Source organism: Clostridium sp. OM05-9 (assembly GCF_003481465.1).
Classification (GTDB): domain Bacteria; phylum Bacillota; class Clostridia; order Lachnospirales; family Lachnospiraceae; genus Coprococcus; species Coprococcus ammoniilyticus.
The window spans coordinates 1-26,810 of sequence record NZ_QULF01000008.1; the positions used below are offsets into that span (position 1 = coordinate 1).

25 protein-coding genes and 1 pseudogene are annotated in these 26,810 nt (G+C 40.3%); 1 reads left to right on the forward strand and 25 read right to left on the reverse strand.

Going from position 1 to position 26,810, the window contains the following annotated elements; all coding sequences use genetic code 11:
- The first annotated feature begins 305 nt into the window (after nt 1–305).
- Entirely contained in the window at nt 306–1,232 is a 927-nt protein-coding gene (locus DXB77_RS12400) for a tyrosine-type recombinase/integrase (RefSeq protein ID WP_118663476.1), read from the forward strand.
- 123 nt (nt 1,233–1,355) lie between these two features.
- Here DXB77_RS12400 and DXB77_RS12405 read toward each other — a convergent pair whose 3' ends face one another.
- The 25 genes and pseudogenes from DXB77_RS12405 to DXB77_RS12525 form a co-directional block, all read right to left on the reverse strand.
- Entirely contained in the window at nt 1,356–1,964 is a 609-nt protein-coding gene (locus DXB77_RS12405; protein WP_118663478.1) for a hypothetical protein, read from the reverse strand.
- Between the two features lie 56 nt (nt 1,965–2,020).
- Nucleotides 2,021–2,704 carry a hypothetical protein gene (locus DXB77_RS12410; RefSeq protein WP_118500693.1) on the reverse strand — a complete coding sequence of 228 codons (684 nt, stop codon included), beginning with the start codon at nt 2,702–2,704 and terminating at the stop codon, nt 2,021–2,023.
- 114 nt (nt 2,705–2,818) lie between these two features.
- On the reverse strand, nt 2,819–3,505 hold the full coding sequence (locus DXB77_RS12415; RefSeq protein ID WP_117822505.1) for a hypothetical protein: 687 nt from the start codon (nt 3,503–3,505) through the stop codon (nt 2,819–2,821).
- Between the two features lie 111 nt (nt 3,506–3,616).
- The gene (locus DXB77_RS12420) at nt 3,617–4,288 is read right to left on the reverse strand and encodes a hypothetical protein (protein ID WP_117808525.1); all 672 of its coding nucleotides are present in this window, start codon (nt 4,286–4,288) and stop codon (nt 3,617–3,619) included.
- A gap of 16 nt (nt 4,289–4,304) precedes the next feature.
- Entirely contained in the window at nt 4,305–7,271 is a 2,967-nt protein-coding gene (locus tag DXB77_RS12425; RefSeq protein WP_118663480.1) for a hypothetical protein, read from the reverse strand.
- The gene (locus DXB77_RS12430) at nt 7,272–7,946 is read right to left on the reverse strand and encodes a hypothetical protein (protein ID WP_118663482.1); all 675 of its coding nucleotides are present in this window, start codon (nt 7,944–7,946) and stop codon (nt 7,272–7,274) included. It abuts the gene before it with no gap.
- 298 nt (nt 7,947–8,244) lie between these two features.
- Nucleotides 8,245–8,811: a LytTR family transcriptional regulator DNA-binding domain-containing protein gene (locus tag DXB77_RS12435; protein WP_242997319.1), complete on the reverse strand. Its 567-nt coding sequence runs from the start codon at nt 8,809–8,811 to the stop codon at nt 8,245–8,247.
- 201 nt (nt 8,812–9,012) lie between these two features.
- Nucleotides 9,013–10,299 carry an aminotransferase class I/II-fold pyridoxal phosphate-dependent enzyme gene (locus tag DXB77_RS12440; RefSeq protein WP_118482772.1) on the reverse strand — a complete coding sequence of 429 codons (1,287 nt, stop codon included), beginning with the start codon at nt 10,297–10,299 and terminating at the stop codon, nt 9,013–9,015.
- A gap of 327 nt (nt 10,300–10,626) precedes the next feature.
- Complete coding sequence (locus DXB77_RS13400; RefSeq protein ID WP_207665164.1) at nt 10,627–11,985, reverse strand: hypothetical protein; 1,359 nt, start codon at nt 11,983–11,985, stop codon at nt 10,627–10,629.
- A gap of 272 nt (nt 11,986–12,257) precedes the next feature.
- Nucleotides 12,258–12,983 carry a lysophospholipid acyltransferase family protein gene (locus DXB77_RS12450; protein WP_117808520.1) on the reverse strand — a complete coding sequence of 242 codons (726 nt, stop codon included), beginning with the start codon at nt 12,981–12,983 and terminating at the stop codon, nt 12,258–12,260.
- A 100-nt stretch (nt 12,984–13,083) separates the two neighbouring features.
- Nucleotides 13,084–13,491, reverse strand: a complete 408-nt coding sequence (gene atpC, locus DXB77_RS12455) for an ATP synthase F1 subunit epsilon (protein ID WP_008400505.1) — start codon at nt 13,489–13,491, stop codon at nt 13,084–13,086.
- A 20-nt stretch (nt 13,492–13,511) separates the two neighbouring features.
- Entirely contained in the window at nt 13,512–14,900 is a 1,389-nt protein-coding gene (gene atpD / locus DXB77_RS12460) for a F0F1 ATP synthase subunit beta (RefSeq protein WP_044944676.1), read from the reverse strand.
- A gap of 13 nt (nt 14,901–14,913) precedes the next feature.
- Complete coding sequence (gene atpG / locus DXB77_RS12465) at nt 14,914–15,798, reverse strand: ATP synthase F1 subunit gamma (protein WP_021944440.1); 885 nt, start codon at nt 15,796–15,798, stop codon at nt 14,914–14,916.
- Nucleotides 15,799–17,307: a F0F1 ATP synthase subunit alpha gene (gene atpA, locus DXB77_RS12470; protein WP_008400508.1), complete on the reverse strand. Its 1,509-nt coding sequence runs from the start codon at nt 17,305–17,307 to the stop codon at nt 15,799–15,801.
- Nucleotides 17,308–17,313: 6 nt separating this feature from the next.
- Nucleotides 17,314–17,823 carry an ATP synthase F1 subunit delta gene (gene atpH / locus DXB77_RS12475; RefSeq protein WP_021944441.1) on the reverse strand — a complete coding sequence of 170 codons (510 nt, stop codon included), beginning with the start codon at nt 17,821–17,823 and terminating at the stop codon, nt 17,314–17,316.
- On the reverse strand, nt 17,804–18,307 hold the full coding sequence (gene atpF / locus DXB77_RS12480; protein ID WP_008400510.1) for a F0F1 ATP synthase subunit B: 504 nt from the start codon (nt 18,305–18,307) through the stop codon (nt 17,804–17,806). Before atpF ends, atpH begins: the two co-directional genes overlap by 20 nt.
- A 102-nt stretch (nt 18,308–18,409) precedes the next feature.
- Nucleotides 18,410–18,634 (reverse strand): ATP synthase F0 subunit C, encoded by a 225-nt coding sequence (gene atpE, locus DXB77_RS12485; RefSeq protein ID WP_008400511.1) that lies wholly within the window; start codon nt 18,632–18,634, stop codon nt 18,410–18,412.
- 36 nt (nt 18,635–18,670) lie between these two features.
- A pseudogene (locus tag DXB77_RS12490) lies at nt 18,671–19,342 on the reverse strand (F0F1 ATP synthase subunit A); the annotation flags it as partial.
- A 62-nt stretch (nt 19,343–19,404) separates the two neighbouring features.
- Nucleotides 19,405–19,878 (reverse strand): HAD domain-containing protein, encoded by a 474-nt coding sequence (locus DXB77_RS12495; protein ID WP_021944443.1) that lies wholly within the window; start codon nt 19,876–19,878, stop codon nt 19,405–19,407.
- A gap of 268 nt (nt 19,879–20,146) precedes the next feature.
- Entirely contained in the window at nt 20,147–21,046 is a 900-nt protein-coding gene (locus DXB77_RS12500) for a Precorrin-6B methylase 2 (protein WP_117822499.1), read from the reverse strand.
- A gap of 137 nt (nt 21,047–21,183) precedes the next feature.
- The gene (locus tag DXB77_RS12505; RefSeq protein WP_118663484.1) at nt 21,184–21,717 is read right to left on the reverse strand and encodes an N-acetylmuramoyl-L-alanine amidase; all 534 of its coding nucleotides are present in this window, start codon (nt 21,715–21,717) and stop codon (nt 21,184–21,186) included.
- 123 nt (nt 21,718–21,840) lie between these two features.
- Nucleotides 21,841–22,443: a bifunctional phosphoserine phosphatase/homoserine phosphotransferase ThrH gene (thrH, locus tag DXB77_RS12510; protein WP_021944446.1), complete on the reverse strand. Its 603-nt coding sequence runs from the start codon at nt 22,441–22,443 to the stop codon at nt 21,841–21,843.
- A gap of 661 nt (nt 22,444–23,104) precedes the next feature.
- Nucleotides 23,105–23,317 carry a hypothetical protein gene (locus tag DXB77_RS12515; RefSeq protein ID WP_021944447.1) on the reverse strand — a complete coding sequence of 71 codons (213 nt, stop codon included), beginning with the start codon at nt 23,315–23,317 and terminating at the stop codon, nt 23,105–23,107.
- A complete protein-coding gene (locus DXB77_RS12520; protein ID WP_118663486.1) occupies nt 23,305–24,891 on the reverse strand; it encodes a zinc ribbon domain-containing protein in 1,587 nt (528 codons plus the stop codon). The genes DXB77_RS12515 and DXB77_RS12520 overlap by 13 nt, the downstream gene beginning before the upstream one ends.
- 22 nt (nt 24,892–24,913) lie before the next feature.
- Nucleotides 24,914–26,800 (reverse strand): aminopeptidase P family protein, encoded by a 1,887-nt coding sequence (locus DXB77_RS12525; protein ID WP_118663488.1) that lies wholly within the window; start codon nt 26,798–26,800, stop codon nt 24,914–24,916.
- Between the last annotated feature and the right edge of the window lie 10 nt (nt 26,801–26,810).

Below are 26,810 nucleotides of genomic sequence, written 5' to 3' on the forward strand. Positions count from 1 at the left end.
ATAACTCTTTATTATCCATCACTTATTTTCTTACTTTCCTTCCCCTCCAATCTATCCCCAATCCCATGCAAAATCAACCGTTTTGCATAAAACGACCATATATTGCAGAAAATGACCAAATTTCTCTTATTTTTCGATTGTATTCTTCCATTTTATAAATTCTAGAATATATACTAAGCAAGGCAGAATCCTGCTACGAAGATTCTATGCACAGCAAAAATGACCTTGTTAAAATCCATACCGGACTTATATCGGATCTATCTTGAAGTGCATCTAATAAATAATTTTAAGGAGAACAAATACAAATGACTACGACTCTTTTATCTACACACATTCAAAACTATCTCACCTACTGTAAGAACCAGAAGCGACTGGATGAGAAAACATTAAAAGCATACCGGATTGATCTGGCACAATTTGCACATGCACAAATTCCTTCTGACATCACAGATATCACTCCCGATATTTTAGAGGAATATGTCGCAGGTCTTCACGAACAATATAAACCAAGAACGGTAAAACGGAAAATTGCTTCATTAAAAACCTTCTTTCATTACCTGTTATATAAGGATTTTCTGCCTCAAAATCCATTCGATAAGCTTCAACTGCGTTTTCGCGAACCTATTATTTTACCAAAAACAATCCCATTAGCTACTGTCGAAACGCTTCTGTCTGTAGCACACAGACAGCAAACACTGGCTCCAACAGAATATCAACGAAAAAATGCATTAAGAGATACTGCCGTACTGGAACTACTCTTTGCAACGGGTATTCGAATCTCCGAGCTTTGCTCTCTTCACAATGATTCCATTGATCTGCAAGACGGAACAATTCTAATCTATGGAAAGGGATCAAAGGAACGCCGCATCCAGATTGGGAATGAATCTGTGCTTTGTATTTTGAAAAAATATAAGATAACTTTTCAAAAAGAAATACTCGCCTGCGATTCTTTCTTTGTTAATCAGGCGGCAACCCCCTTATCCGATCAGGCTGTGCGGCGCATGATAAATAAATATACAGAGCTTGCATCTATTGATATGCATATTACACCACATATGTTTCGGCATACATTTGCAACTAGCCTTTTGGATGCAGATGTGGATATTCGATATATACAGGAAATGCTTGGTCACAGTTCGATTACCATAACTGAAATATATACTCATGTAGCTATCGCTAAACAACGTAATATTCTGGCAACCAGACATCCTAGAAATCGGTTCATGCTATAAGCCATATAGTATATATCAAAAAGATGATGCAGAATATATCAAACTTCAATATTAGATTTTCAAATCTAACCTTTGAAGCTGGTATATTCCACACCATCTTTTTACCTTTCTTCCAGACCATCTCTAGTCTTCTGTCGATTCTTCTATAACACAGTCTGGAAATAAGGATAATATATAATCCTGTTCTTCATCAGAAAAAGGATTCCCAATTTCTATGTACTTCAAATCTTTAACATCTTTTAAACAATCCAAATATTTACATCTAACACTGTCATCCAACTGAAGTGAATTCACTTCTGGAAAATTCATAACAATATTCTCTAAACAAACCCCTCTTGATAATCGATTTGCAGTAATAGTTAAAAATTTATCCCCGTCACTATATTGAACCGCAAGCCTCTTGCCTGCATAACTTTCAAAATGGAAGTCTATATCATATCCATCATAGTCTGATCCATAATATCCTCTTATTTCAGGCAAAAGTTCCTTGCATATGAACGCTATTTTCCTCATATTCCAATCAGATTTTTTATTAAAAAAAGACACAACTATATGATTATCAAATACGATACTTGTACTCTCAAGCTTCCATTCTCCTTTACAATTTTTGACGTTTGTTTTCACAAACCTATAAAAAGGACTTGTTGTTGCATAATAAAATATAATTCTTCCAATACATACAACTAACAAACATATCAATACTATATATCTCTTTTTTAATTTATATTTCAATACTAATCTCCCTCCCTACTGTTTCACCGTAATATACACAATATTCGTTGCAATGCTTACCACGGAACCTTTTCTATTTCCCAGTAATTGGATAAGTCACGGATCTCACAATCAGGGAATATTGACCATATATATTCTTTCCAATTTTCCGGCATTGTTTCCCTAAAGCACCACCAATCCTGCAAACTCTCCAACTGTTCGATGGCTTTTAACGCATCGAATGATATCGCTACATCTCCATCCGTACTTATAGATGTCATATCTGGAAATGCCTCTATAATTTTAGGTAAAGTGATACCACATCGCCCCATATTTGTCAAAGAAATCATCCTTTTATCTCCGTCATAATATATGAATGAAAATGATCTTCCTGCATAGCTTCGAAATTTAAATGCTAATGCATATGATTGATATTCTTCTCCCATATAACTTCTTATCTTTGGTGCAAGTATATAGCATATATGTGCCATATCAGTTAAGTTCCAGACACCCTCTTCTCCCCAGAAACGCACTTCAACTCCTGCGTATTCAATATCCGTTTCTGGTGCTATACTTACATTATCCAGCTCCCAATCAGGTTCATACACTTCACTATATTGCTTCACAAAGACATTATATGGATTTTCTTTTTTTACTGGCTTGTTATTGTTATAGCGAATAATACCACTAACAATAATAAGTATTACTACTATACAGACTGGAATAAGCCATTTTTTTCTTTTCTTTATATTTTTCTTCAATAGAAACTCCTCTCATTTCTTTAATATCTCTCTTCATCCCGAATTACACAATCCAAATAGCAAAGCATGCATGATTTAACCAAATCAATCAAATCATGCATACCTGTTATATAATTACCACGGAACCTTTTCTATTTCCCAGTAATTGGATAAGTCACGAATCTCACAATCAGGGAATATGGACCATATATATTCTTTCCAATTTTCCGGCATTGTTTCCCTAAAGCACCACCAATCCTGCAAACTCTCCAACTGTTCAATGGATTTTAAATCATCGAATGACATTACTACACTTCCATCTGTATTTATAGATGTCATATCCGGAAATGCCTCTATAATCCTAGGTAATGTAATACCACGCCCATCTAACTGCGTAAAAGATATCATCTTTTTGTTGCTATCATAATTTGTAACCAAAAATGCTCTTCCTGCATAACCTTTAAACATAAATGATAATGAATATAATTGATATTCTTCTCCCATATAACTTCTTATCTTTGGTGCGAGAATATAGCTTATTTTAGCCATATTGTCTAAATTCCAAGTATCTGTCTTATCCTGGAAACGAACTATAATTCCAGCATATTGTTTATCTGTTTCCGATCTTATCTCTACATTATCCAGTTCCCAATCAGGTTCATACACTTCACTATATTGCCTCACAAAAACATTATATGGATTCTCTTCTTTTTCCGGCTTGTTATTGTTATAGCGAATAATACCACTAACCATAATAAGTATTACTACTACTATGCAGACTGGAATAAGCCATTTTTTTCTCTTCCTTATATTTTTCTTCAATAGATCCTCTCATTTCTTTAATATCTCTCTTCATCCCGAATTACACAATCCAAATAGCAAAGCATGCATGATTTAACCAAATCAATCAAATCATGCATACCTGTTATATAATTACCACGGAACCTTTTCTATTTCCCAGTAATTGGATAAGTCACGGATCTCACAATCAGGGAATATGGACCATATATATTCTTTCCAATTTTCCGGCATTGTATCTGAAAAGCACCACCAATCCTGTAAACTATCCAACTGTTCAATAGCTTTTAAATCATCGAATGACATTGCTACACTTCCGTCTGTGCTTATGGATGTCATATCCGGAAATGCCTCTATAATCTCTGCTAATGTGATATAATGCGATCTTTGATGATCAAAAGCAATCATTCTTTTATTTGTATCATAATATATAAATTGGAATATAGCTCCTGCATACCCTTCAAAGCTGATTACCAATGCATACGATTGATATTCTTCTCCCATATAACTTCTTATTTTGGGTGCAAGCGTATAACAGATATGTGCCATATCAGTTAAGTTCCATACATCATTTTCTCCCCAAAAACGTACTTTAATTCTTGCATATTCATAATCCGTTTCAGACGATATACCCACATTATCCAATTCCCAATCCGGCTCATATATATCACTATATTGCCTTACATAAATATTATATGGATTTTTTTCTTCTATCGGTCTGGTATAACGGACAATTCCAATAATGATTGCTATTATTATCGCACCCGCTATACAGACAGGAATGATCCATTTTATTCTTTTTTTCATCAGAATCTCCTCCCGATCATTCTATAGTAATATGTAAAATATTTGTCGCAACACTTCCCATAGAGGCATATACCTGCATGTAATTCATATATTCTGCATAATCAAGGTAATACTTTTCTCCCCATGACGATACCTGTAGCCAGATCCTATCTTCTATAGAATTTTTAATTACCCCTGTAACCGTAACATAATGATTATTAAATGTTGATCTGACCATATTGTAATTCTTCTCTCTTGGAATTTCAGAATCATTTTTATACATCGCTATATATAATCCATCTTCCTCCGCTTGTGCCTTATACTCTTTCTTTATTGCATTAGCGGACAAAGTCACAGGAATATCACATTCCAGCATTTTTTCTATCCGATTTAGTATTTTATCTGTCCAACTCCCCCAGTTTCCATGTATGCCAACATTATAAAACCAGTTATATTTATTAACACCATTTGCAATCGATATTCCATTAATTCCACTTACTACTTTTTCTCCAGCAAAATCAATATCTCTTACATGAAAAAAATTCTTTTCCATATAACTTATATACTCAATATAAGAATTATATTCTATTGCTCCATTATCAGTCCTGATAAGATCTGTCATATCCGTCGAATACTTACTATCTACACTCGCTAAATACAACAAGATATCACTTATAGAAATCAAACCACACCCATAGCTTCTAATTGTTGAATATTTCTCAATATTATTTTGTTTATATTCCTCTCCAAACCATCCCTGATTTCCACCATATGAAATTTGACTATTACCATCTTCGTCTATATAATTTACCGCTATATAATCGTGCTTCAACTCATAAATATGGACATCACTGAATAATGGATTGGAATGATATGTTCTTACCTCTTCATAATCTGTATAACCATCATTATCAGTATCCGGATTATTTGGGCTGGATTTCATGTAATAAAAATCAGCATTTTTAGGAACATTCAGTGTCATTATATTCGAAAACTGCTTATTTCGTCTTGTCGGATCCATCTCCTCTCCATCTGTCAATTTATCCCCATCAGTATCCTTTTTCTCTGGATCAGTATATACGATCATACCATACTGATTTCTCATTCCTTCTCGTTCTACTACATCAGGAATACCATCTTCATCCGTATCTATTTTAAATTCATCTGGAAGTTCACTACTGCCTCCGGCTAATCCAGACTCATTTTCCGGAAGTTCACCAATTTTCATTTTTGAAATCAACTCATCTACATTGTCACGGTTAACCTCTTCTACTTTATAAAATTGTCCACCTGTTGCCTGTGATGCTTTAATAAGTGGTGCCGCATACGCATAATCTCCTATCATCAGCGTATCAATTCGAATATTTTCTTTTTTTGCTAATGCTAGTGTATTCTCTGAAATATTCCCTATATTGCCACCACAAACCAATATAATTCTTCGATCCGGAATGACAGTATTGCCGAGTTTGGCATCTTCCCTTGCCGTTACTATATAATCCCAAACTATCATATTAACATTATCATTTCCATTCATCTGTGCGTCTGCATCATCATATCCCCAGTCAGCCCTCAGATAAACTCCAAGCTCACTTCCATTTATTCTATCACTAAGATATTTCTTAGGATTCTCCTTCAATTCATTATTAAGAAGATAATCATACATGCCAGATCCCCACTGCTTATTTGAATGGTAAAGACCACAATCACACACATATCCCACCCGATCGTTTTCATGCATGGTGTTAATTGCTGCATTTATAATCTGTCTGGTTTGAGATATATAATTCACATGATACTCTGTTAATTGCTTTCCCTTTATATCTTCTGTATTTCCTGCTGTGTCTTTCAGCACTGTTGGAACCGCACCAAAAAAATACATATATGTATAACATGCATCTGCCCTACTTTGTTGTCTTTCCTCATAGGGGAACTTATGCTTCCATATCTCCGCCCATTTTTTTGCATCTACCAACATATATTTACTAAAATGTGTTGTCTCCGTACTAACGATCCCAGTCTCAGCGTCATGCTCTGTCTCCAGCTCAACCATCTGTTTATTATCCTCATCATACCATAAAAACAGGAGGTCATCAAACTCTGTTTCTCCAAGCTTTGTCTGATCGACCTTATAAGAAAGTGTCGCCGTTTCAAATGTACATGTTGTTGTTATCTCAAATGGTTCACCCACCAGACCTGCTACATTTGAACATCCATAATCTGTATCCATTATACTTTCAATTGTTGTTGATGCCGTAAGGCTGCCGGATGTCACCATATCCACCTGAATCTCTGTAACAGCACACTCCTTATTCTCAACCTCATATGTAACACTCTGTTCAATCCGTTCTTTTCCATCAGGGATTCCATTTTCATCGGTATCCGGCTTTGTAGGATCAAATCCCATTGCCGGTTCATCCCCATCGATCAAACCATCTCCATCCGTATCCGGTTTTAATGGATCTGTTCCATATACCAGAACTTCATCTCCATCGGACAGCCCATCCTCATCCGTATCTGACTCCCATGGAAGTGTTCCGTACAGATATTCCTGTGCATTATTCAAACCATCACCATCAAAATCCTCCTCCGCATCGCTAATGCCATTTTCATCGGTATCTGGTTCAGTTAATGATGTTCCAAGCTGTAAAAACTCGTAATAATCATCCAATCCATCTCCATCAGTATCTGAAAGAATCTTGTCACTGCCAATCAATTCTTCCAGTTCATCCGGTAACCCATCCTCATCAGTATCCAGATAAGAGTTCCAATTATCAAAATCACTCATCAATTCCTCATATCTTTTCTGTTTCGCATCCCAATCCTCTGTTGTCGTTTCCGTACTACTATCTTCTGTTGTATTTTCTTCGGTACTGTTGTCCTCTGTTGTTTCTTCTGAACTATTTTCTTCAGTAGTAACATCTGGAAGCTCTCTTCCCTCCAGATATTTTCTCTCATCATCCGGTATGTCTGGTAATTCAGACTCTGTGCCTACAAACTCTGCCATTTAGCTACTATAATTTACATTTACACTACTACTTATGATCGTAACTGTTTCCGCTATTACAATAATGTTATTTAATCCCAGATTCTGTGCCTGTATCTTCACATGTCCAAATGGTGCGTAGATCAAGCCACTCAGATTCACATTTGTACTGTCAATAATGATATCTCCATATTTGGAATAGATAACAGAATTATTTGTATTTTTCACCTCTCCGGTAAGCGTTATGGTTTCCAATGCCTTAATTGCCGTATTTAGGTTAATATTTCCCTCCAGATTCATCTCTCCGGATGCCGCAACCGGAGTACTGATATTGATATTCGTCTCCCCTAAAACATAGTCTCCTTCACATGCCACATAATCGGTACCAGTAAAATATGCATCATCTATTGCATGAAACAAATACATCATGGATTCCTCTGCTGATTCTTTTTTTGTTCCATTAATTTGAAGATTTCCCGATGGTGATATCGTTCCATTCGTCACCATATCACCATTCAAGCAGAAATTATCTGCATTTATCGTAATTGCTCCTTCCGTCTGTGCTGATGCAAATATAGTATATGGATACCTGGTCTTCTCCTCAGCCTTTGCTGGCAATATCGTCATGCTGCCTGCCACCATTGCTCCAGCAGCAATAACCGCTGTTATCTGTTTCCATTTTCTTCTCCAATTCATAATAAATACCCTCCCATGTATTGATCCTTTTTCTTTTGTTACTTAATTATTTTTTGTTTCCTCCTTTTCATGCACTATACTGTTTTATCCCCCTCCAAACAACCCACTTTGCAGAAAACGACAATATATTGCAGAAAATGACCAAACTCACGTAAATCAATATGAAATTTCTTCATTTAAACCCCAGATAGTGTAACAAACAAAAAAAGCAACATCCATGCAGTAACCACTTAAGACTTTCTTACGAAACCTTAAGGTTGCTGCATGGATGTTGTTTTTTATAATCTCTGTTCACTTATCAATATTTATATGCTGTAAATGCTTCCTCTACTTCCTTATATCTGGCTTTCGGTATCGAAATAATATCACCATTATGAAGCGTAACTTCATATCTTGATACCTGCCTGATATGCTGCAAATTTACCAGATAACTTTGATGCACCCGGATAAAATGATATGACTTCAGCTCTGCTTCCAGATCATTCATGGTGCCATACCTGGTATATATCCGAACTTTCCCATTTTCTATAATATGGAACTCCAGTTTATGTAATTTACTTTCAATATATAAAATGTGATTGAATAAAACCTCTGTCTGCCCTTCTTTAAATGTAAATTTCTTTCTGGCAGTATGCGGTTCCCGTTTATCCAGAACTGCATCCAGACATTCTTCCACACAAGTTGTATTGGTATCAAGGAATATAATAGAATTTTCAGGAAGGGATTCTCCCTCACACAGGAACATCTCTCCTGAATCGAATGTATCAATTGTATATAAGATCTCTTTTGTATCCAGATAATTCTCTATGGATGTCCGCATCTGATCGCGGCATTTCTTTTCACCATTACATATGGCAATCTTCATCATATGTCCCCCTCTTTTTCGCATAATGCATTATGTCTGTAAACAATATAATATAAGATTTTCGCCCATAAATCAATCGTCTGCTCTTTTTATTCAACAAAAAACAACATCAACATGCCAGCCATAAGACTACCTTCTGATAATCTTATTTTTAACATATTGATGTTGCTTTTATATGTCCTCTATTCGATTATTTATTACTTATTCTTCACCCAGATATTTGTCGATGCTGACCAGCTTTACGCAAAGAACAAAGATCTTTGAAGCTGCTTCCATCTCCTCAACAGATGGGAAGGATGGGGCGATACGGATATTGCTGTCTTTTGGATCTTTACCATATGGATATGTTGCACCTGCGCCTGTCAGAACAACTCCTGCATCCTTACACATTGCTACGATCTTCTTTGCACAGCCCTCTAATGCATCAAACGAAATGAAATATCCACCAACCGGTCTAACCCATGAACCGATCTCAAGTCCTGCAAGCTCCTTATCGAATTCATTCAGAACTGCTTCAAACTTTGGTCTTAAGATATCTGCATGCTTCTCCATATGAGCCTTCATGCCATCGATATTCTTAAAGAATCTTGTATGACGAAGCTGGTTGATCTTATCATGTCCGATTGTCTGAACGGTAAGCTGCTTCTTGATAAATTCAACATTTCTTGGAGATGTTGCAATTGCTGCTACACCGGAGCCAGGGAATGTGATCTTGGAAGTAGAGCCAAACATGTATACCATATCCGGATTTCCGGCTTTCTCACATTCATCTATGATATTTAAAATCTCTGCCTGCTTGTCCTTATATAAATGATGGATGCAGTATGCGTTATCCCAGAAGATTCTGAAGTCTTCTGCTGCAGGCTTTAATGCTGCAAAACGTCTTACTACTTCATCTGAATAAACGATTCCTGTTGGATTTGAATACTTTGGTACACACCAGATTCCCTTTACCGCAGGATCGTTATTTACATATTCCTCTACGAGATCCATGTCCGGACCATCCTCTAATAAAGGAATATTGATCATTTCGATTCCGAAGAATTCTGTAATCTTGAAATGTCTGTCATATCCCGGTACAGGACAAAGGAACTTCACCTTGTCCAGCTTACACCATGGAGTAGAACCATTTACACCATGTGTCATGGAACGTGATACTGTATCATACATTACATTTAAGCTGGAGTTACCATATACGATGATATTCTCCTTCTTAACTTCCATCATATCTGCCATAAGCTGACGGCACTCACCGATACCATCCAGATCTCCGTAGTTTCTGGTATCGTTTCCTAACAAAGTTCTCATATCCGAAGAACTATTGATCTCATCCAACATTCCCATCGACAATGCAAGCTGTGAGAATCCAGGCTTACCTCTTGCCATGTTCAGACTCAGACCTTTTGCCTGTTCTTCCTTATACTCCTCCAAAAGAGCGGCTTTTAAAGTCAATAATTCATCTTTACTCATATCTTTGTATTTCTTCATTCTACATACCTGTGCCTTTCACTTATTCTATTCCGGTTAAATCAGTTATGTCCTGTAAAATTCCTATTAGCTATTTTAAAACATTTTTCAAAAAAGGCAAGCCTATAATTGAAAGTTCTTGTCTATTTCGTTTCAAATATCAACTATTTTATTGAATTTTCTTTATTTTATTCTGTTTTTTCTGCAAAAATCGTATTTTTCTCCATTTTTTTATATATGACTTGTTTTCATAAAGTAATATGCAAACAAAATGACACCGGTCAGACTCTCTCCAACCGATGCCATCTTATATGTATTTACGAATTGATACTTTTACAAGCTTTCATCTTAGTATATGGAACTAAAATCCAGATACCATTTTCCGCCTCTCTTATAGACATACATAGTGAAATCATTCTCGATATCATCATCCTTGCCCTTTACCTTGACCGTGCCTTCCACGCGTGCAACCTGGCTGACCTTGATATCGTATTCATCTTCATAGTCTTCCTGCTTATCTTCCAGCTTGCTGCCTTTTAACTTCTTAACCTTCTTGAACTTAACCTTGATGCTCTTTACTTTACCAACCTGGTTTTCGAGAGATTCACCTGACCATTCCAGAATCTGATCTAACTTATCGATCATTTCATCTTTATCCATATCTTCTTCGTCCTTCGTATATTTAAGGACTTTCTTATCAATCAGCTTATACAGCTTCTTACCGCTCTGCTTTTCTACTGCATTTACATAAGCCTTAACAACTGCCTTTGGGCTCTGCTTACCGTGACCAGCAATTCCACCGATAATGTTAAAGATCAGGATCAATGCAACAACTGCTGCCGCCGCAATAATAACGATCTTCTTATTATTCACAATCGCATTCTTTACTTTATCAAATCCACCGCCTGCCGGCTTATTACCCTGTGGCTGCTGTCCATACTGTCCACCATATGCCTGCTGGTTTGGATCATAATACTGCTGTCCGCCGTATGCCTGCTGGTTCGGATCATAATACTGCTGTCCGCCGTATGCCTGCTGGTTCGGATCATAATACTGCTGTCCGCCGTATGCCTGCTGGTTCGGATCATAATACTGCTGTCCGCCGTATGCCTGCTGGTTCGGATCATAATACTGCTGTCCGCCGTATGCCTGCTGGTTCGGATCATAATACTGCTGTCCGCCGTATGCCTGCTGGTTCGGATCATAATACTGCTGTCCGCCGTATGCCTGCTGGTTCGGATCATAATACTGCTGTCCGCCGTATGCCTGCTGGTTCGGATCATAATACTGCTGTCCGCCGTATGCCTGCTGGTTCGGATCATAATACTGCTGTCCGCCGTATGCCTGCTGGTTCGGATCATAATACTGCTGTCCGCCGTATGCCTGCTGGTTCGGATCATAATACTGCTGTCCGCCGTATGCCTGCTGGTTCGGATCATAATACTGCTGTCCGCCGTATGCCTGCTGGTTCGGATCATAATACTGCTGTCCGCCGTATGCCTGCTGGTTCGGATCATAATACTGCTGTCCGCCGTATGCCTGCTGGTTCGGATCATAATACTGCTGTCCGCCGTATGCCTGCTGATTCGGATCATAATACTGCTGTCCGCCGTATGCCTGCTGATTTGGATTCATATTCTGAGCTGCTCCATCCGGCTGTCCGGCATTTGTGCCATTTTGCTGATTTCCATTCATATTCTCGTCCATGTTACTCTCCTTTATAATTCAGACTAAATTTCATCTGACAGCCTCATCTGCCAGATAGCCCATCGATAACACAATATATTCATTATCGACAAAATTTATTCTACCATCTAAAATCTCAACAGACAATATATTTCTAAAATTTTTGCTAAGGAAATGCCACACTTGTATATGCTCCAACCCCAAAATTCAGATACAACATTTCTGCTCTATCTGGATTTCCACGAAAAAAAAGAGATAACATAACTGCTATCTCTCTTTTCTTCGGCAATCTCCTACCAGTCATTCAGGCTCTCCATCTTGTCGAGCTGGTTCTGGATCAGTGAAACTACCATATCTCTTATCTCATAGGTCTTCATATCTGCAAATGTCTCATATGGGATCGGTGGCAGAAAATGAAGCTGTGTAATAACCTTTCGGAAAGATTTTCCTTCGAATGGTTTAAATGAATCATATAATACGACCGGCACAATCGGGCATTTTGCCTTCTGTGCGATCTTGAAGCTTCCCGGCAGGAAGCCTCTCAGAGAATTATGGTTATGGTCGTATCCGCCTTCCGGGAAAAGAATATATCGTCTTCCCGCTTTGATCTCTGTCGCAACGTCATTAATTACCTGAACCTGCTGCCTGAGATCGGTTTTGTCCAACCGCTTTGCCTTCAACAGATCACACAACTGTGTGACGATAAACAAATGCGACCGCTTTGCATCCATAACAAATGTACAAGGCTGTTCATGCACACTCATAACACCGAGTGCATCGTACTTACCCTGATGATTGGCAAACATGATATATCCGCCTTCTGTCGGCAGATTCTCCATGCCGGATGCAACTGTCTCGATACGCCCTCTTTTCTTTACATGCTCGATCATAACCTGTGCCATTCTGTAGCATGTCTCCTCATCATATTTCTCACCATGTCTGGCATAATATGACATCTTCGGAACATAATACAAAATCAGAAAAAAACAGGAAATGATTACTATAAAAAATCTAATCATCTACCTAAATCCCCTGAATTTACAACTCTCTGTCCAAAAGTACTGCAGTATCCAACAACTGCTTATTTGATCCGGTGCGATCCGCACCGGATCCGGTCATTTATAAATCTCTACCTGTTACCTTTAATCGCATTAACGCTCTGGAAAGAGATGCTTCTGTCTGTTTGTACTCTTTCAGACTTTCCTTCTGCCTCAAACGCTCTTTCGCACGTTCAAGTGCCTGTTCAGCACGGACTCTGTCGATATCCTCCGGACGTTCTGCAGAATCCACCAGCATCGTTACACGGTTATTTACGATCTGGGCAAATCCTTCCCCGACAACACCAAGGATCTTCTTTCCATCCGGTGTATCAATTCGGATCTCCCCGATGCTGGTTGCAATGATCATATTCTCATGGTGAGGAAGGACTGCCATCTCACCATCTTCCAAAGGCAATACAAACTTCGTAACCTTATCATCAAAAAATACTTTATTACTTGATATGACTCTCAGGTAAAATGTATTCATGTCTGTCTGCCTCCTTTATCCTACTGTCCCTTTGCGGCTTTTTCTTTGACTTCTTCGATTCCGCCTACGTTAAAGAATGCCCACTCAGGATATTCATCCATCTCACCGTCTAAGATAGCCTTAAAGCCCTTTACTGTTTCTTTAAGAGGTACATATTTTCCCGGAACACCTGTAAAGTTCTCTGCTACATGGAATGGCTGTGATAAGAACTTCTGCACCTTACGTGCTCTTGTAACCGTAATCTTATCTTCCTCTGATAATTCTTCCATACCAAGAATTGCGATGATATCCTGTAATTCTCTGTATTTCTGAAGAATCTCCTGAACGCCTCTGGCTACATTATAATGTTCTTCGCCGACAACGTCCACCTCCAGAATACGGGAATTGGATTCCAGAGGATCAACAGCAGGATAGATACCCTGTTCTACGATCTTTCTGGAAAGAACGGTTGTCGCATCCAGATGCGCAAATGTAGTTGCCGGAGCCGGGTCTGTCAGGTCATCGGCAGGCACATAAACTGCCTGTACGGATGTAACGGATCCTGACTTTGTAGAAGCGATTCGCTCCTGCAACTCACCAAGCTCATTTGCCAGAGTTGGCTGATAACCAACTGCGGATGGCATACGTCCAAGCAGGGAAGAAACCTCTGATCCTGCCTGTACAAAACGGAAGATATTATCTATAAATAATAACACATCCTGATGATTTACGTCACGGAAATATTCTGCCATCGTAAGTCCTGTTTCCGCAACACGCATTCTTGCTCCAGGTGGCTCGTTCATCTGTCCAAACACTAAGGCTGTCTTTGACAATACCCCTGACTCTTTCATCTCTGTCCAGAGGTCATTACCCTCTCTGGAACGCTCACCGACACCGGTGAAGATAGAATATCCGCCATGCTCTGTTGCTACATTCTGGATCAGCTCCTGGATCAGAACGGTCTTACCTACACCGGCACCACCGAACAGACCGATCTTACCACCTTTGGCATATGGGGCAAGAAGATCGATAACCTTGATACCTGTTTCGAGAATCTCAACAACAGGGCTCTGATCCTCAAATGACGGAGGATCTCTGTGGATGACCCAGTGCTCTGTATCTGCCAGATTCGGTCCACCGTCCAGAGTGTCACCGGTTACATTAAATAATCTGCCAAGGGTATCTGTACCAACCGGAACCTTGATTCCTGATCCTGTCGGAACAACCTCCATATCTCTGGATAAGCCCTCGCTTGCTGCCAGCATGATGCATCTGACGGTATTATTTCCGATGTGCTGTGCAGCTTCCATTATGCATTTCTTTCCATGATTATCAACTTCCAGAGCATCCTTGATGTTTGGTAAATCATTATCCGGAAATTCTACGTCTACAACAGGTCCCATGACCTGTACTATTTTACCGTTTTTCAAAACATCAGACCTCCTATTTCTTATTCTGCAGAGCCTTCGCACCACCAACTACCTCGGTAATCTCCTGCGTGATCGCAGCCTGTCTGGCTCTGTTGTATTTAATACTGAGATCAGCTAACATATCTTTCGCACTTCTGGTTGCAGAATCCATTGCCATCATTCGGGAATTCTGTTCACTACAGAAGGATTCAACCAGTGCTCCATATATGAAACCTGTAATATAATTCGGAACAATTCGATCCATGACCGCTCTCGGAGAAGGTTCAATGATGATCTCCTCATGATAGACATCCGCCTGTGAGATCTTGAAATCCATCTTTCTGAACGGAAGAAGCTGGATCATCTCCGGCTCTGCCGTTACACTGTTTATCATCTTCGTATAAATGATATAGACTTCATCGATCTTACCGCTTTCATAGTTTTCCAGCATCTTATCCGCAATAACCCTTGCTCTGTGAAGACTTGGGTTCTGTGCTGTATACTGGAAATGAATATCAACCGGCACATTCTTCCTTGCAAAATAATGTCTTCCCACCTGTCCGACAACGTATAATTCGCTGTCCGGGTGGTTTGCCAGTTCTTCTTCTGCGATCTTAATGATATTATGGTTATATGCACCTGCCATGCCCTTATCGGCTGTAACTACAATATAACCTCTTTTTGGATTTTCCTTCTTTTCATCGTCTTCATTTTCGAAATAAAGATGATCCATATCAGGAAGATGTCGTAACAGTCGTGCCAGAGAAACCTGTAAAGTATAGAAATACGGTTCCGTATTCTCCAGATCCTTCTTCGCTTTTTTCAGTTTGGAAGAAGAGATCATGTACATGGCATTTGTGATCTTCATTGTATCCTTAATGCTTTTTATTCTGTTTTGGATTTCTTTGGTACTTGCCAATTACTCCACCCTCTTCATAAACTCTTTTCCTGCTTCAAGAATATGTTCTTTCAGATCATCTGTAAGAACCTTTCCTTCTTCAATCTCTTTGATAACATCCGGTTCTGCATCCTTGAAATATGCAAGCATATCCATCTGTGTCTGCTTTACTTTCTTGATATCTACATTTAAGAACAGCTTATTTGTTGCTGCAACCAGTGTAATAACCTGCTCTGCCATACTAAGCGGATGACATAACGGCTGTTTTAACAACTCCATCAGTCCCTTACCATAAGTAAGCTGCTCCTTTGTATTCTCATCCAGATCGGAACTGAACTGGGTAAATACTTCCATCTCTCGGAACTGTGCAAGATCGATACGGACGGTACCGGTTGCTTTCTTCATAGCCTTGGTCTGCGCTGCACCACCGACACGGGATACAGACAATCCTACATTTACCGCAGGACGCATACCTGAGAAGAACAGATCACTCTCAAGGAAGATCTGACCATCCGTGATGGAGATAACATTTGTTGGGATGTATGCAGATACATCACCTGCCTGTGTCTCTATAATAGGAAGGGCTGTGATCGAACCACCGCCTAATGAATCCTTTAACTTACTGGAACGCTCAAGCAGTCTGGAATGCAGATAGAATACATCACCAGGATATGCCTCACGTCCAGGGGAACGTCCAAGTAACAAGGACAGTGTTCTGTATGCTACTGCATGCTTTGACAGATCATCGTATACGATGAGCACGTCTTTTCCCTTATGCATAAAATATTCTGCCATCGATGTTCCTGCATATGGTGCTATATACTGAAGCGGTGCAGGATCACTGGCTGTTGATGCTACAATGATCGTATAGTCCATTGCATCATTCTTCTCAAGTGTGGAAACAATCTTTGCAACGGTGGATGCTTTCTGACCGATCGCTACATAGATGCAGACAACATCCTTTCCACGCTGGTTGATGATCGTATCAAGTGCGATCGAAGTCTTACCGGTCTGACGATCACCGATGATCAGCTCACGCTGTCCTTTACCGATCGGGAACATGGAATCGATCGACAGAATACCGGTCTGAAGTGGTTCATTGACCGACTGTCTGTCTGCGATACTTGGTGCTTCCTGCTCAACCGGCATGTAATCTGCCTCTTTGATCGCTCCCTTACCATCAATTGGTGCACCCAATGCATTGATGATTCTTCCAAGGAATTCTTCACCTACCGGTACGCCGGCTCTCTTACCTGTTCTGGTAACCTTTGTACCTTCTTTTATTCCGGTATCTTTTCCGAACAGGATACATCCGATCTCGGTTCTTCTGATATCCTGTACCATACCCTTGATACCATTTTCAAATACTACAATCTCACCATACATGGCATTATCAATACCATATATCGTTACTATTCCATCTCCTACCCAGATGACAGTTCCTACTTCTTTGTCCCGGGTGTCGAAGTCAAAATTCTCTATCTCACTTTTCAGTATGGAGATAATATCTCCTGAACTTATTGAACTCAAATCTTATCACCTCGTAACCAATCTTTGTGTAAGCCGCTTACATCTGCCTGCCAGACTCCAGTCATATTCCTTATTTCCGACCTTAATAATAAAGCCGCCGATCAGACTGTCTTTCTTCTCCAATGTCAGTTCCACATCTGAGGTCTTATATTCCTTTTTCAGAAAATCTTCAATCCCCTTCTTCTGTGTCTCCGTTGGAGGTGTCACATAATAAAGGGTTGCAAGAAGGACATCTGCCTTCTTCTTTATAAGAACTCTGTATTCCCTGCATATCTCAAAGAACTGATCAAAATCAGAATTGTTGCAAAGTACCTTTAAGAATTTTACCGTAGTCTTTGAACCGTCGAATATCTTATCGATAACTTCTGACTTTTTTTCTCTGCTGACAACCGGACACGTAAGTGCCTCCTGTAATTCAGGATTCTCCCTGACAACTGCTTCCATGTCTGAAAGCTCAGCCGCATCAATATTCAGCTCGCACAAAACTTCAGCATAATTAATTGCTTTCTGTGTCATGGGCCTCACCTGCTTTTTCTATAAACTCATCATATAGTGACTGATTTTTCGCGTCATTTGAGTCTTCACCCAGAATCTTAGCCGCTGCCGACATTGCAAGCTCTGCAACCTGAGATTCCATATCGCTCAAAGCCTTTTCACGCTGTACTTCTATAGTTTTTTCCGCATCCTTGATCATACGGTTTGATTTCTCGCCTGCATCTGCCACAATCCTGTTATATTCATTCTGTGCAGCCTGTCTGGATTTATCCCGCATGGTATCACATTCATCCTGAACACCTGCGAGAGTATCTTCATATTGCTGCTTCAGTTTCATGGCATCATCCTTCGTCTGATTGGCATTCGCGATCGAGGATTTGATCATCTCTTCACGTTCTGCCATGATCTTATTGATCGGACCGATCAGGAATTTCTTTAACAGAAGAAACAAAACTATAATATTAATTATGGTTATGGCTATGGACGAGACACTTAAATTTATCATTTAATGACCTCCTGCCTTTCTGTCTGTTTTCGTTATCCGACAATTACGATTCCTTCATATCTATTATGATATAGTGCCGCAATCATCATATTCTTATAAATATTATTTCAGAAGAAGAATGATCAAAAGACCAATTACCAGACCGTAAACGGCTGTTGCCTCTGCAAGTGCTCCACCGATGATCAGAAGCTTTGTGATCTTACTGTCTGCTTCCGGCTGTCTTGCTACTGCTTCTACTGCCTTTGATGTTGCGATTCCAAGTCCGATACCTGCACCAATACCTGTTAATACTGCTATAGCAGCTCCAATTGCGATTACTGTATTCATAATTATTATCTCCTTTTCATTTTCCTTATGTTAATCTTAGTCTTCTCCCAATCCTTCCTGCATGTAGAGTGCAGTTAAGAATGTGAATACAAATGCCTGAAGTAAGCCATCAAAGATATCAAAATAAAGGCTTAACGGAATAGGCACAATGACAGGCGCTACCGCCTCAATTAATTTCATTACAACAAATGCACCTAAAACATTGCCGAACAATCGCATACATAACGACAATGGTTTTATTACAAGCTCCATTACATTTATAGGTGCTACTATTGCTACCGGCTCTGCAAAGCTCTTAAGCCAGCCTTTCGGTCCCCTGCTTCTGATACAGACAACCTGAACCATGACTATACTCATGATCGCCAGTGCTGCTGTTACGTTCAGATCCTTGGTTGGTGGTTTAAATCCAAATATACCTGCGATATTTGCCATTCCGATATACAAAATGACAGTGATCAGATACGGTATATATGCCTTACCTTTTTCTCCCAAAACGTCACTAAACAGATTATTAAATGTCGTAATGATCGACTCCAGAGCAAGCTGTTTCTTTCCCGGATTCTCAACTTTCAGATTCCGGACAAGTATAACGGACAACAGAACAAGTACCGCCATAATGATCCATGTTACCACGATTGATTCCGAGATCGGGATTCCACCAAAAATTGGAATGGTAAAGAGAGTCTCGCAATTCAGCTCCTCTGTTAACTTTTCTGCAAGGTCACCCGTAGGTCTTCACTTCCTCTCATGTAATTTTTTCAAAGGGCATACTAACTGTTAAGGATATTTATTACTTCTCTTGCATCACTCTCGGAAAATCCTTTTACTGTATTCTCCGTATTGATCCAGTAATCAGCAAGTCCAACTCTGTCCCAGTCTGAATCCATGTCATCTAAGATCACCAGCCTGTCTACATCGTGTTGGTCTACATAGTCCTTAACCTCAAAGCACCGTCCATAATCCTCATACTTGCCGGATATATGTTCCTGCGGCGGAGTTACATCGGATATAACGAGACCTTCCTCCTTAAGCTTCAGGATCAGCTCCTGGGCTCTCTCGTCACATACCGGATCTTTCATAACCTCTTTCCGCCAGTTAAAGATCGCTACCAGCTTCGCATCTGTTGCCTTTACAACATCTGCAAGGTTTTTTACATTTTTTCTGTCAACGGTTTCACCCGGATTGTTACAGATGAATTTGTTTGAATTTAACACACCGTCAATGTCGAAAAAAATGACTTTCATTTAAATTTCCTCCTGCATTCTTCCATGTGCTTCCAGTTGTCCTTTAAACAACAACGTATTATAGCACACCATTTTTTATTTTTCACCTTTTATTAATTTATTAATAAAAAATATATTTCTAAACTTTTTATAAAAAATCATAACTAATTCTACTCTGTAAAGTAAAATAGCCCCATCCTTTTCAGGCTTTCTTCTGTTTTTTACGTTGTTCATAAAACAGAAGAAACTCTTACCGGAGAATGGGGCTTTATTTCTGAATATCTGTATTCTATTCAGCCCCACCTGTAATGATCCATGGTGCCGGCTGAGCAACAAATACATTTTCTTTATTTGTCTTGGATACGTTGATCTGTAACGCTTCCATATTCTGAATACCGAATTTGTCAAAAATCAGCTTGGTCTCTGCAAGGATACCAAGATCTAATGTGTAAATAACAAACTGCATCTGCGGATTGATCGCAAGCAGGCGTTCAATATCAGATTCCAGATAATGATTCGCAACGATAAATGCAAGTCTTGGTACCGGAATCTTACTTAAGGATTCTTCGCTCATATCTGGAATGATCTGCACGTTATGAACTCCAAACTTCTCAACATTTTCCTCCATAGATCTTCTGGAACCGCTGTCCGGCTCTACTGCAATGATCTGACCTTCACTCGCTGTGATCGCAGCTTCGATAACGATACTCTCTGCCATCAGAGCAAGAATCGTGTCATGCGTATCTACACCGAGAATACTCATGATAACCGCGCGGATCTCATTGCATACATAATGAACCGAGCCCTTTGTAAACAGATCATTCTTCATGCCATACCGAACGGATTCTCTGGTCTTCTCATTTACGATAAAGACAACCGTCGGTTCGGATATCTTCTTATTAATAACATTCTTGAGTTTTGCATTTGTAAGTTCACTTCCCGGCTCTGTTCCCTCGCCGATCCAGATATCATATTCGCCAAATCCCGCTTCCCATAATGTATAGAAGAGATCCTCATGACTGGTATCTGTATAGATCAGAACCCGCTTGTGTGTATCAATCGTTGGCACGACATTTTTCTGTCTGCCGCAGATATTAAGCATCTTTATCTTCTCCGGGCTGACATCCATCTTATTCGCAAAAAAGCCAAGCCAGTTCAACATGCCTGAATTACTGAACGTATTTTTCATTGTTTTCTACCCCACTTTTCTATCGTATTTTCCAATCAGAAACCTTCTCCAATCGGATTGTCGTTTTCTAAAACAGTCTTTATAATTATACAATTTTTCTCGTTAACTGTAAATTCTTTTGTGCGCTTTTCACACATCTATCCACGAAGTGTTTCATCAATTCCGAGTGCGATCGCATTCACGATATCTTCAAACCGGTAATCAAACAGATAATTATCCTTATCACTGTCAATAAATCCAGTCTCGATCAGAATTGCCGGCATCGTTGTCCGGCGCAGAACAGCCAGATTCTTCCGTTCCTCAACTCCCAGATTCTCAAATCCGATCTTTGCAAGCTCTGCATCCACATTTTCTGCCATTTCATATGCAATCCCTGATGTATTATAAACCAAGGTTTCCACTCCGTTATATTTGTTCGGATACGGTGCAGCATTCCTGTGCAGGGAGATAAAATAATCCGCACCATTCTCATTTCCGATCTGTGCTTTTCTTGTCGGTGAATCATAGACATCTGTCGTTCTCGTAAATTCCACGTCATAACCAAGCTCTGACAACGCATCACCGAGTGCCAAAGCCAGATTCAGGTTGTCATTCTTCTCCGTTCTGCCATTATAAGATGCCCCATTGTCAAATCCACCATGTCCGGCATCGATCATTATTTTTATAGCCATAAAAAACCTGCATACTCTGTTTGCTACAGTATATGCAGGTTCTCTGTTATATGTACTTAATTTTCACGACTTCAGTATGCCTGTCTCACATACTGCATACATTTTTATATGAAAGGATTGATCTTAAGCCAGCACTTTCTTGATAGCTGCGAGCAGCTCATCATATGTCTCATAAGCCGGAAGATCAGGATTGTCTGCTTTGATCTGATCGGTACTCTTAAAGAGGAATCCGGCCTTGCTTGCACGGATCATTCCAAGATCGTTGTGGCTGTCACCACTTGCGATCGTATCATAACCGATAGACTGAAGTGCTTTTACGGTTGTGTATTTGGATTTCTCACAACGCATCTTAAAGCCTGTGATCTCTCCACTTTCTGCTACCTCTAATGAATTACAGAAAATTGTCGGCCAGCCGAGCTTCTTCATAAGCGGGCTTGCAAACTGTGTAAATGTATCACTGATAATGATAACCTGTGTCATGGAACGAAGCTCATCTAAGAATTCCTTTGCACCGGGAATCGGATCGATCTTTGCGATTGTTTCCTGAATCTCTTTTAAGCCAAGTCCATGTTCTTTTAATATACCAAGACGCCAGTTCATTAATTTGTCGTAATCCGGCTCATCTCTTGTTGTTCTCTTTAACTCCGGGATACCGCTTGCCTCTGCAAATGCGATCCAAATCTCCGGTACTAATACACCTTCCAAATCCAAACATACAATGTCCATTTCTGGTTCCTCCTGTTATCTACATTCTCGCTTCATTATAATATACCGCCTGCCATTCTGCAATACCCTTGGGCTAACAGAATAGCTGGGGTGGGTTATGAATGGGCTATCCGTATGTATATAAAAGATCCGTTTCGTTCCCTGTGAACTACATATGCCTGATTCGCTCATGCTCCTGTGCAAACTCGTCCTTCGGACTCAGACATGCACCCGCATTCGCTGGCAATATGTAGCTCCCTACGGAAACTCCACTATATATCTTTTATATACATACGGATAGCCCATCTACAACCCACCCCAGCTATTCTTTCCACTTATGTACATTTCTCTCCCTCTGCCTTGTATCTGCTACAGATACAAGGTGATGTCTATATATCAGAAATGTTGCACAGAGAATCCTTCCTATATCAAAAGCTTTGCTCCTTTATCGTTATAAGATACATATGGCTGACGTCAGGGCTGCACCGGGCATTGCAATAACATTGTGAGGATTTCGTTATGAGGTTTGCACTAGCTGTCAGCACAAAGCCCTTGTCTGAGTCCGTAAGGACGAGTTTGGGCGACTGCTGACAAATAAGCGTGCGAACCGAATAGAAACCCGGAACTCGTTATTGCAATGCCCGGTGCAGCCCTGACGCCAGCCATATGTATCGAAGATGGATCAGAAGAATAAAATCTTGTGGCCCTGGTCAATCTGGTAGTAGGAGATTTTGTGCTGTCTGGCAAATTCCTTCTCTGTTTCCATCTCGCCATGGAGATTGGAGCGAAGCATCCACGACAGCAACAGACCTGCCGCAAACAGTCCGCCACAGACAATGCCCTGTATGATCGGTAACAATTTAAATCCTGTAAGTAAAATATTTATCGAATCCATGTCTTATCCTGCCTTTCTTTTACATAATCAGTCGTTGTTGAGGATGCAAGTCGTTCTTTGTCGTGCTTATACCTGTTGTATTTACTGAGATTTCTGGTAAAAAGTCCCGCCGCCAGCATAAAAAGGAATACAATGATCGACCCTCCATATTCATGGAAAAAGCCATACCCTTTTGCAATTCCCTGATTGATTTCATAAAATACAACCGCTCCGATCGTGCAACATACAACTCCGGCCATCACCGCATCCGAAATAAAACTCCTTTTATTCACTGGAATATTGCCAACAACCTTTCCGGTCTGCCCATTGACCAGAATCGTATAAAGCTCATGCCTGTACCAGAAGGTCATGAACCATGCAGGCAGGAGCGCATACTCAATCTTATCCACACTGTACTGTTCAATGCTCTTCTCTATGTAAGTCGTTCCTGTATCTTCTATCATTGCTTTATCCATAGCATCACTTATCCTCTGATGGATGTCCGGCGCAGCCTCTCTGGACGGCACATCATACCGATCTGCATAGAATCCGGACAGATACGATGGATCAAATGGCTTTAATGCTTCCATATGATATGGTTCCAGACGGCTGGATAGCCGATCATCTAATTTTCTGGATGCATCAAAGGTAACCTGTTCAAAATTTCCATATGCATCTGCAAACATATCTGTCTTCTCATTTATACCTACAGAGACACTTCTCGTTTCCGCATCATATTTCTGATTCTGAAATGATCCCGGATACAATCCCATCTTCTTCGATGACTGCAGCATCGTATAAAAGGATTGGTTTCTGTTCATTCCGGCATTAAAGATATTTTCCGGTTCTTTCTTCTCAGCTTCATTACTCGTTACCAGATGCAGATTTGCTTTTTTCCGCATATACACTGTATACAGCCAATATGGAATATAGATTCCACGGATCTTGTCAATCTTCGGATGTTTGATCTCTCTTGGCACATATCTGCCTGTACCGAATTTCTCTTTGATCGCATTCACTGCCTGCTGTTCCGTTATGGAAAATGGAATGATATAATCCGGCCATACTTCCTTCGATTCACGATCAAATATAACCGTCGGCTGTCCACAAAACGAACAAAAAGTTGCCCGCTCATTTCCATGGATCATAATCTGTGCTCCGCAGGAAGTACAGCGGAATATCTGAACCGACATCAGTCGTTCTCCCTGCATCTCTCTCCGGTCACCTGTATAAGCAGTATCTTGTGCCTGCTGCTCTGATTTTTCTGATATATCTTCTGCTTCCGTCTGTTTTGATGCAGCCGATATATCTTCCGGTCTGTTATTCCGCATCTCAAATGCCAACAGATCCGCATCCCAGTCAGGATTGATCTGGATTTCCTTCTCTCCATGCCACTTCTGATCTTTATCAAGACCAAACCACAGATTATCAAATGATCGTTTTCCGTCTTCTTTTTCCTCTGTATCCGGATCTACTTCCTTTAACTTCATATGGAATCTGCGTTCGCTTGTCTGACCACATTGTGTACATTTCATTTTCCCGAGATCCGGGTCATATACCAGCACACCCCCACATGCCTCACACTTATAGATCATATGTTTCTCCCCTTGAAATTCATCAAATTTTATTATGATATTTTTTCGATACTGGACTCGTTGCCTGCTCTAGCCATATGCGTTCTTCCTCCGTCAGATGTGGAGCGATCTTCTCATACACATTCTTGTGATATTCATTCAATCGTTGGAGCTCACGATCTGTCATCAGTTCCGGTATCAAAGCTTCTGTGTCAAACGGAACCCAGGTCAGAGTTTCAAATTCCAGAAATGTTCCATTTGCTTCCTCTTCTTTCAAGAATACCTCTGGAAGCTTGCCTGCCGGTTTTCCTGCTTTCTTACAAAGAACCAGATTCTCATGACGGATACCAAACTTTCCTTCTATATATAAGCCCGGTTCATCTGATGTGATCATTCCTTCTTCGAATACTGCTGTCGGTCTGCGTTCTTCCATGATTCTGAAGTGGATCCTGTTTGGTCCTTCGTGTACATTTAACAGATATCCGACTCCATGACCGGTTCCGTGATTGAAATCCAGACCATACCGCCACAGCGGTTCACGCGCCAGATAATCGAGATTCTCACCACGCGTTCCATGTTTAAATCTTGCTGCTGCCAGATTCAGATGTCCGATCAGCACCAGTGTATATGCCCATTTCTCTTCCTCTGTCAGAGTTCCGAGCGTAATCGTTCTGGTGATATCAGTTGTTCCCTCCATGTAATGGCCGCCGCTGTCCACTAATAAGAAGCTCTCCGGTTTTAGTTCGACATTTGTCTCCTCTGTCGGTTCATAATGTACGATCGCGCCATGTGGACCATATGCAGATATCGTTTCAAAGCTCGGCTCGATATACCCCTTTTGCTCTTTTCGAAAAGACTCCAGCTTCTCTGCTGCCGAAAGCTCCGTGATCGTTTCTGTTCCGATATGATGCTTAAGCCAGTAGATAAATTTCGTTACAGCAACTCCATCCTTAATATGCGCATTCCGTTCATTTTCACACTCTACTGAATTCTTCCGTGCTTTCATCAACTGAACCGCAGACGGTTCATCGACCACTGATATACCATCCGGTATACAACTTCTTAATCTGTAATTGGTCTGGCAGCCATCCAGCAATACCGTCATCTGCTCTGCCTGTTTATGCGTATGAATAATCTCCGGCAACCGCTTCAGATCCGTATAGATTGCATTATACGGATAAAGTGTGAGCCCATCAACGGCAAGTTCTCTGGTGATTTCATCGTTTAAGATCACATCATTGATATATAAACGACAGTCTTCATCTGCGATCAGCATATATGACAGGAATACCGGATTACAGTCTATATCATTGCCCCGCAGATTCAGAAGCCATGCGATCTCATCCAATGCAGAGATCACCCGGATATCCGCACCTGCGGATCTTATTGACGTTCTGACACGCGCAAGCTTATCCGCACGGGTTTCGCCTGTGTATGAAAATGGTAATTCAAATACCGGCTCATGTGACAGCTCCGGTCTGTCCGCCCAGAGTTCATCAACCAGATCCAGTTCACCATTTAAAGTGACCTTTTTATCGCCCAGTTTGCCAAGCATCCTATCAGCAAAATCCAAGCTGACGGTTCTTCCATCAAAGCCTACAACCTTTTCCGGTTCCAGATGGTCATACAAATATTCCTCGATCGTTGGAACGCCCGGCTGTCCACTCTTCATCAGTTCGATCGTACTGCCTGCAAGCTGTGCTTCCGCCTGAATGAAATATCGCCCATCTGTAAACAATGCCGCCGTATCAGGGAGCACAACCAGTGTTCCGGCAGATCCTGTAAACCCGGACATATATTCTCTTTCCCTGAAATATGCTCCAACATATTCGGATGCATGAAAGTCATCCGTAGTGATCACATAAGCATCTACACCTGTTTCCTTCATTTTCTCACGCAGCTCTGCCAGCTTCTCTATTGTCGTCATCATATTCACCTTC

What these genes read in the sequence shown, in the direction of transcription:
- DXB77_RS12400 (WP_118663476.1), top strand. Translation starts at nt 306, where the DNA reads ATGACTACGACTCTTTTATCTACACACATTCAAAACTATCTCACCTAC.
- DXB77_RS12420 (WP_117808525.1), bottom strand. Translation starts at nt 4,288, where the DNA reads ATGAAAAAAAGAATAAAATGGATCATTCCTGTCTGTATAGCGGGTGCG.
- DXB77_RS12425 (WP_118663480.1), bottom strand. Translation starts at nt 7,271, where the DNA reads ATGGCAGAGTTTGTAGGCACAGAGTCTGAATTACCAGACATACCGGAT.
- DXB77_RS12430 (WP_118663482.1), bottom strand. Translation starts at nt 7,946, where the DNA reads ATGAATTGGAGAAGAAAATGGAAACAGATAACAGCGGTTATTGCTGCT.
- DXB77_RS12435 (WP_242997319.1), bottom strand. Translation starts at nt 8,811, where the DNA reads ATGAAGATTGCCATATGTAATGGTGAAAAGAAATGCCGCGATCAGATG.
- DXB77_RS12440 (WP_118482772.1), bottom strand. Translation starts at nt 10,299, where the DNA reads ATGAAGAAATACAAAGATATGAGTAAAGATGAATTATTGACTTTAAAA.
- DXB77_RS13400 (WP_207665164.1), bottom strand. Translation starts at nt 11,985, where the DNA reads ATGGACGAGAATATGAATGGAAATCAGCAAAATGGCACAAATGCCGGA.
- DXB77_RS12450 (WP_117808520.1), bottom strand. Translation starts at nt 12,983, where the DNA reads ATGATTAGATTTTTTATAGTAATCATTTCCTGTTTTTTTCTGATTTTG.
- atpC (WP_008400505.1), bottom strand. Translation starts at nt 13,491, where the DNA reads ATGAATACATTTTACCTGAGAGTCATATCAAGTAATAAAGTATTTTTT.
- atpH (WP_021944441.1), bottom strand. Translation starts at nt 17,823, where the DNA reads ATGACACAGAAAGCAATTAATTATGCTGAAGTTTTGTGCGAGCTGAAT.
- atpF (WP_008400510.1), bottom strand. Translation starts at nt 18,307, where the DNA reads ATGATAAATTTAAGTGTCTCGTCCATAGCCATAACCATAATTAATATT.
- atpE (WP_008400511.1), bottom strand. Translation starts at nt 18,634, where the DNA reads ATGAATACAGTAATCGCAATTGGAGCTGCTATAGCAGTATTAACAGGT.
- DXB77_RS12495 (WP_021944443.1), bottom strand. Translation starts at nt 19,878, where the DNA reads ATGAAAGTCATTTTTTTCGACATTGACGGTGTGTTAAATTCAAACAAA.
- DXB77_RS12500 (WP_117822499.1), bottom strand. Translation starts at nt 21,046, where the DNA reads ATGAAAAATACGTTCAGTAATTCAGGCATGTTGAACTGGCTTGGCTTT.
- DXB77_RS12505 (WP_118663484.1), bottom strand. Translation starts at nt 21,717, where the DNA reads ATGGCTATAAAAATAATGATCGATGCCGGACATGGTGGATTTGACAAT.
- thrH (WP_021944446.1), bottom strand. Translation starts at nt 22,443, where the DNA reads ATGGACATTGTATGTTTGGATTTGGAAGGTGTATTAGTACCGGAGATT.
- DXB77_RS12515 (WP_021944447.1), bottom strand. Translation starts at nt 23,317, where the DNA reads ATGGATTCGATAAATATTTTACTTACAGGATTTAAATTGTTACCGATC.
- DXB77_RS12520 (WP_118663486.1), bottom strand. Translation starts at nt 24,891, where the DNA reads ATGATCTATAAGTGTGAGGCATGTGGGGGTGTGCTGGTATATGACCCG.
- DXB77_RS12525 (WP_118663488.1), bottom strand. Translation starts at nt 26,800, where the DNA reads ATGATGACGACAATAGAGAAGCTGGCAGAGCTGCGTGAGAAAATGAAG.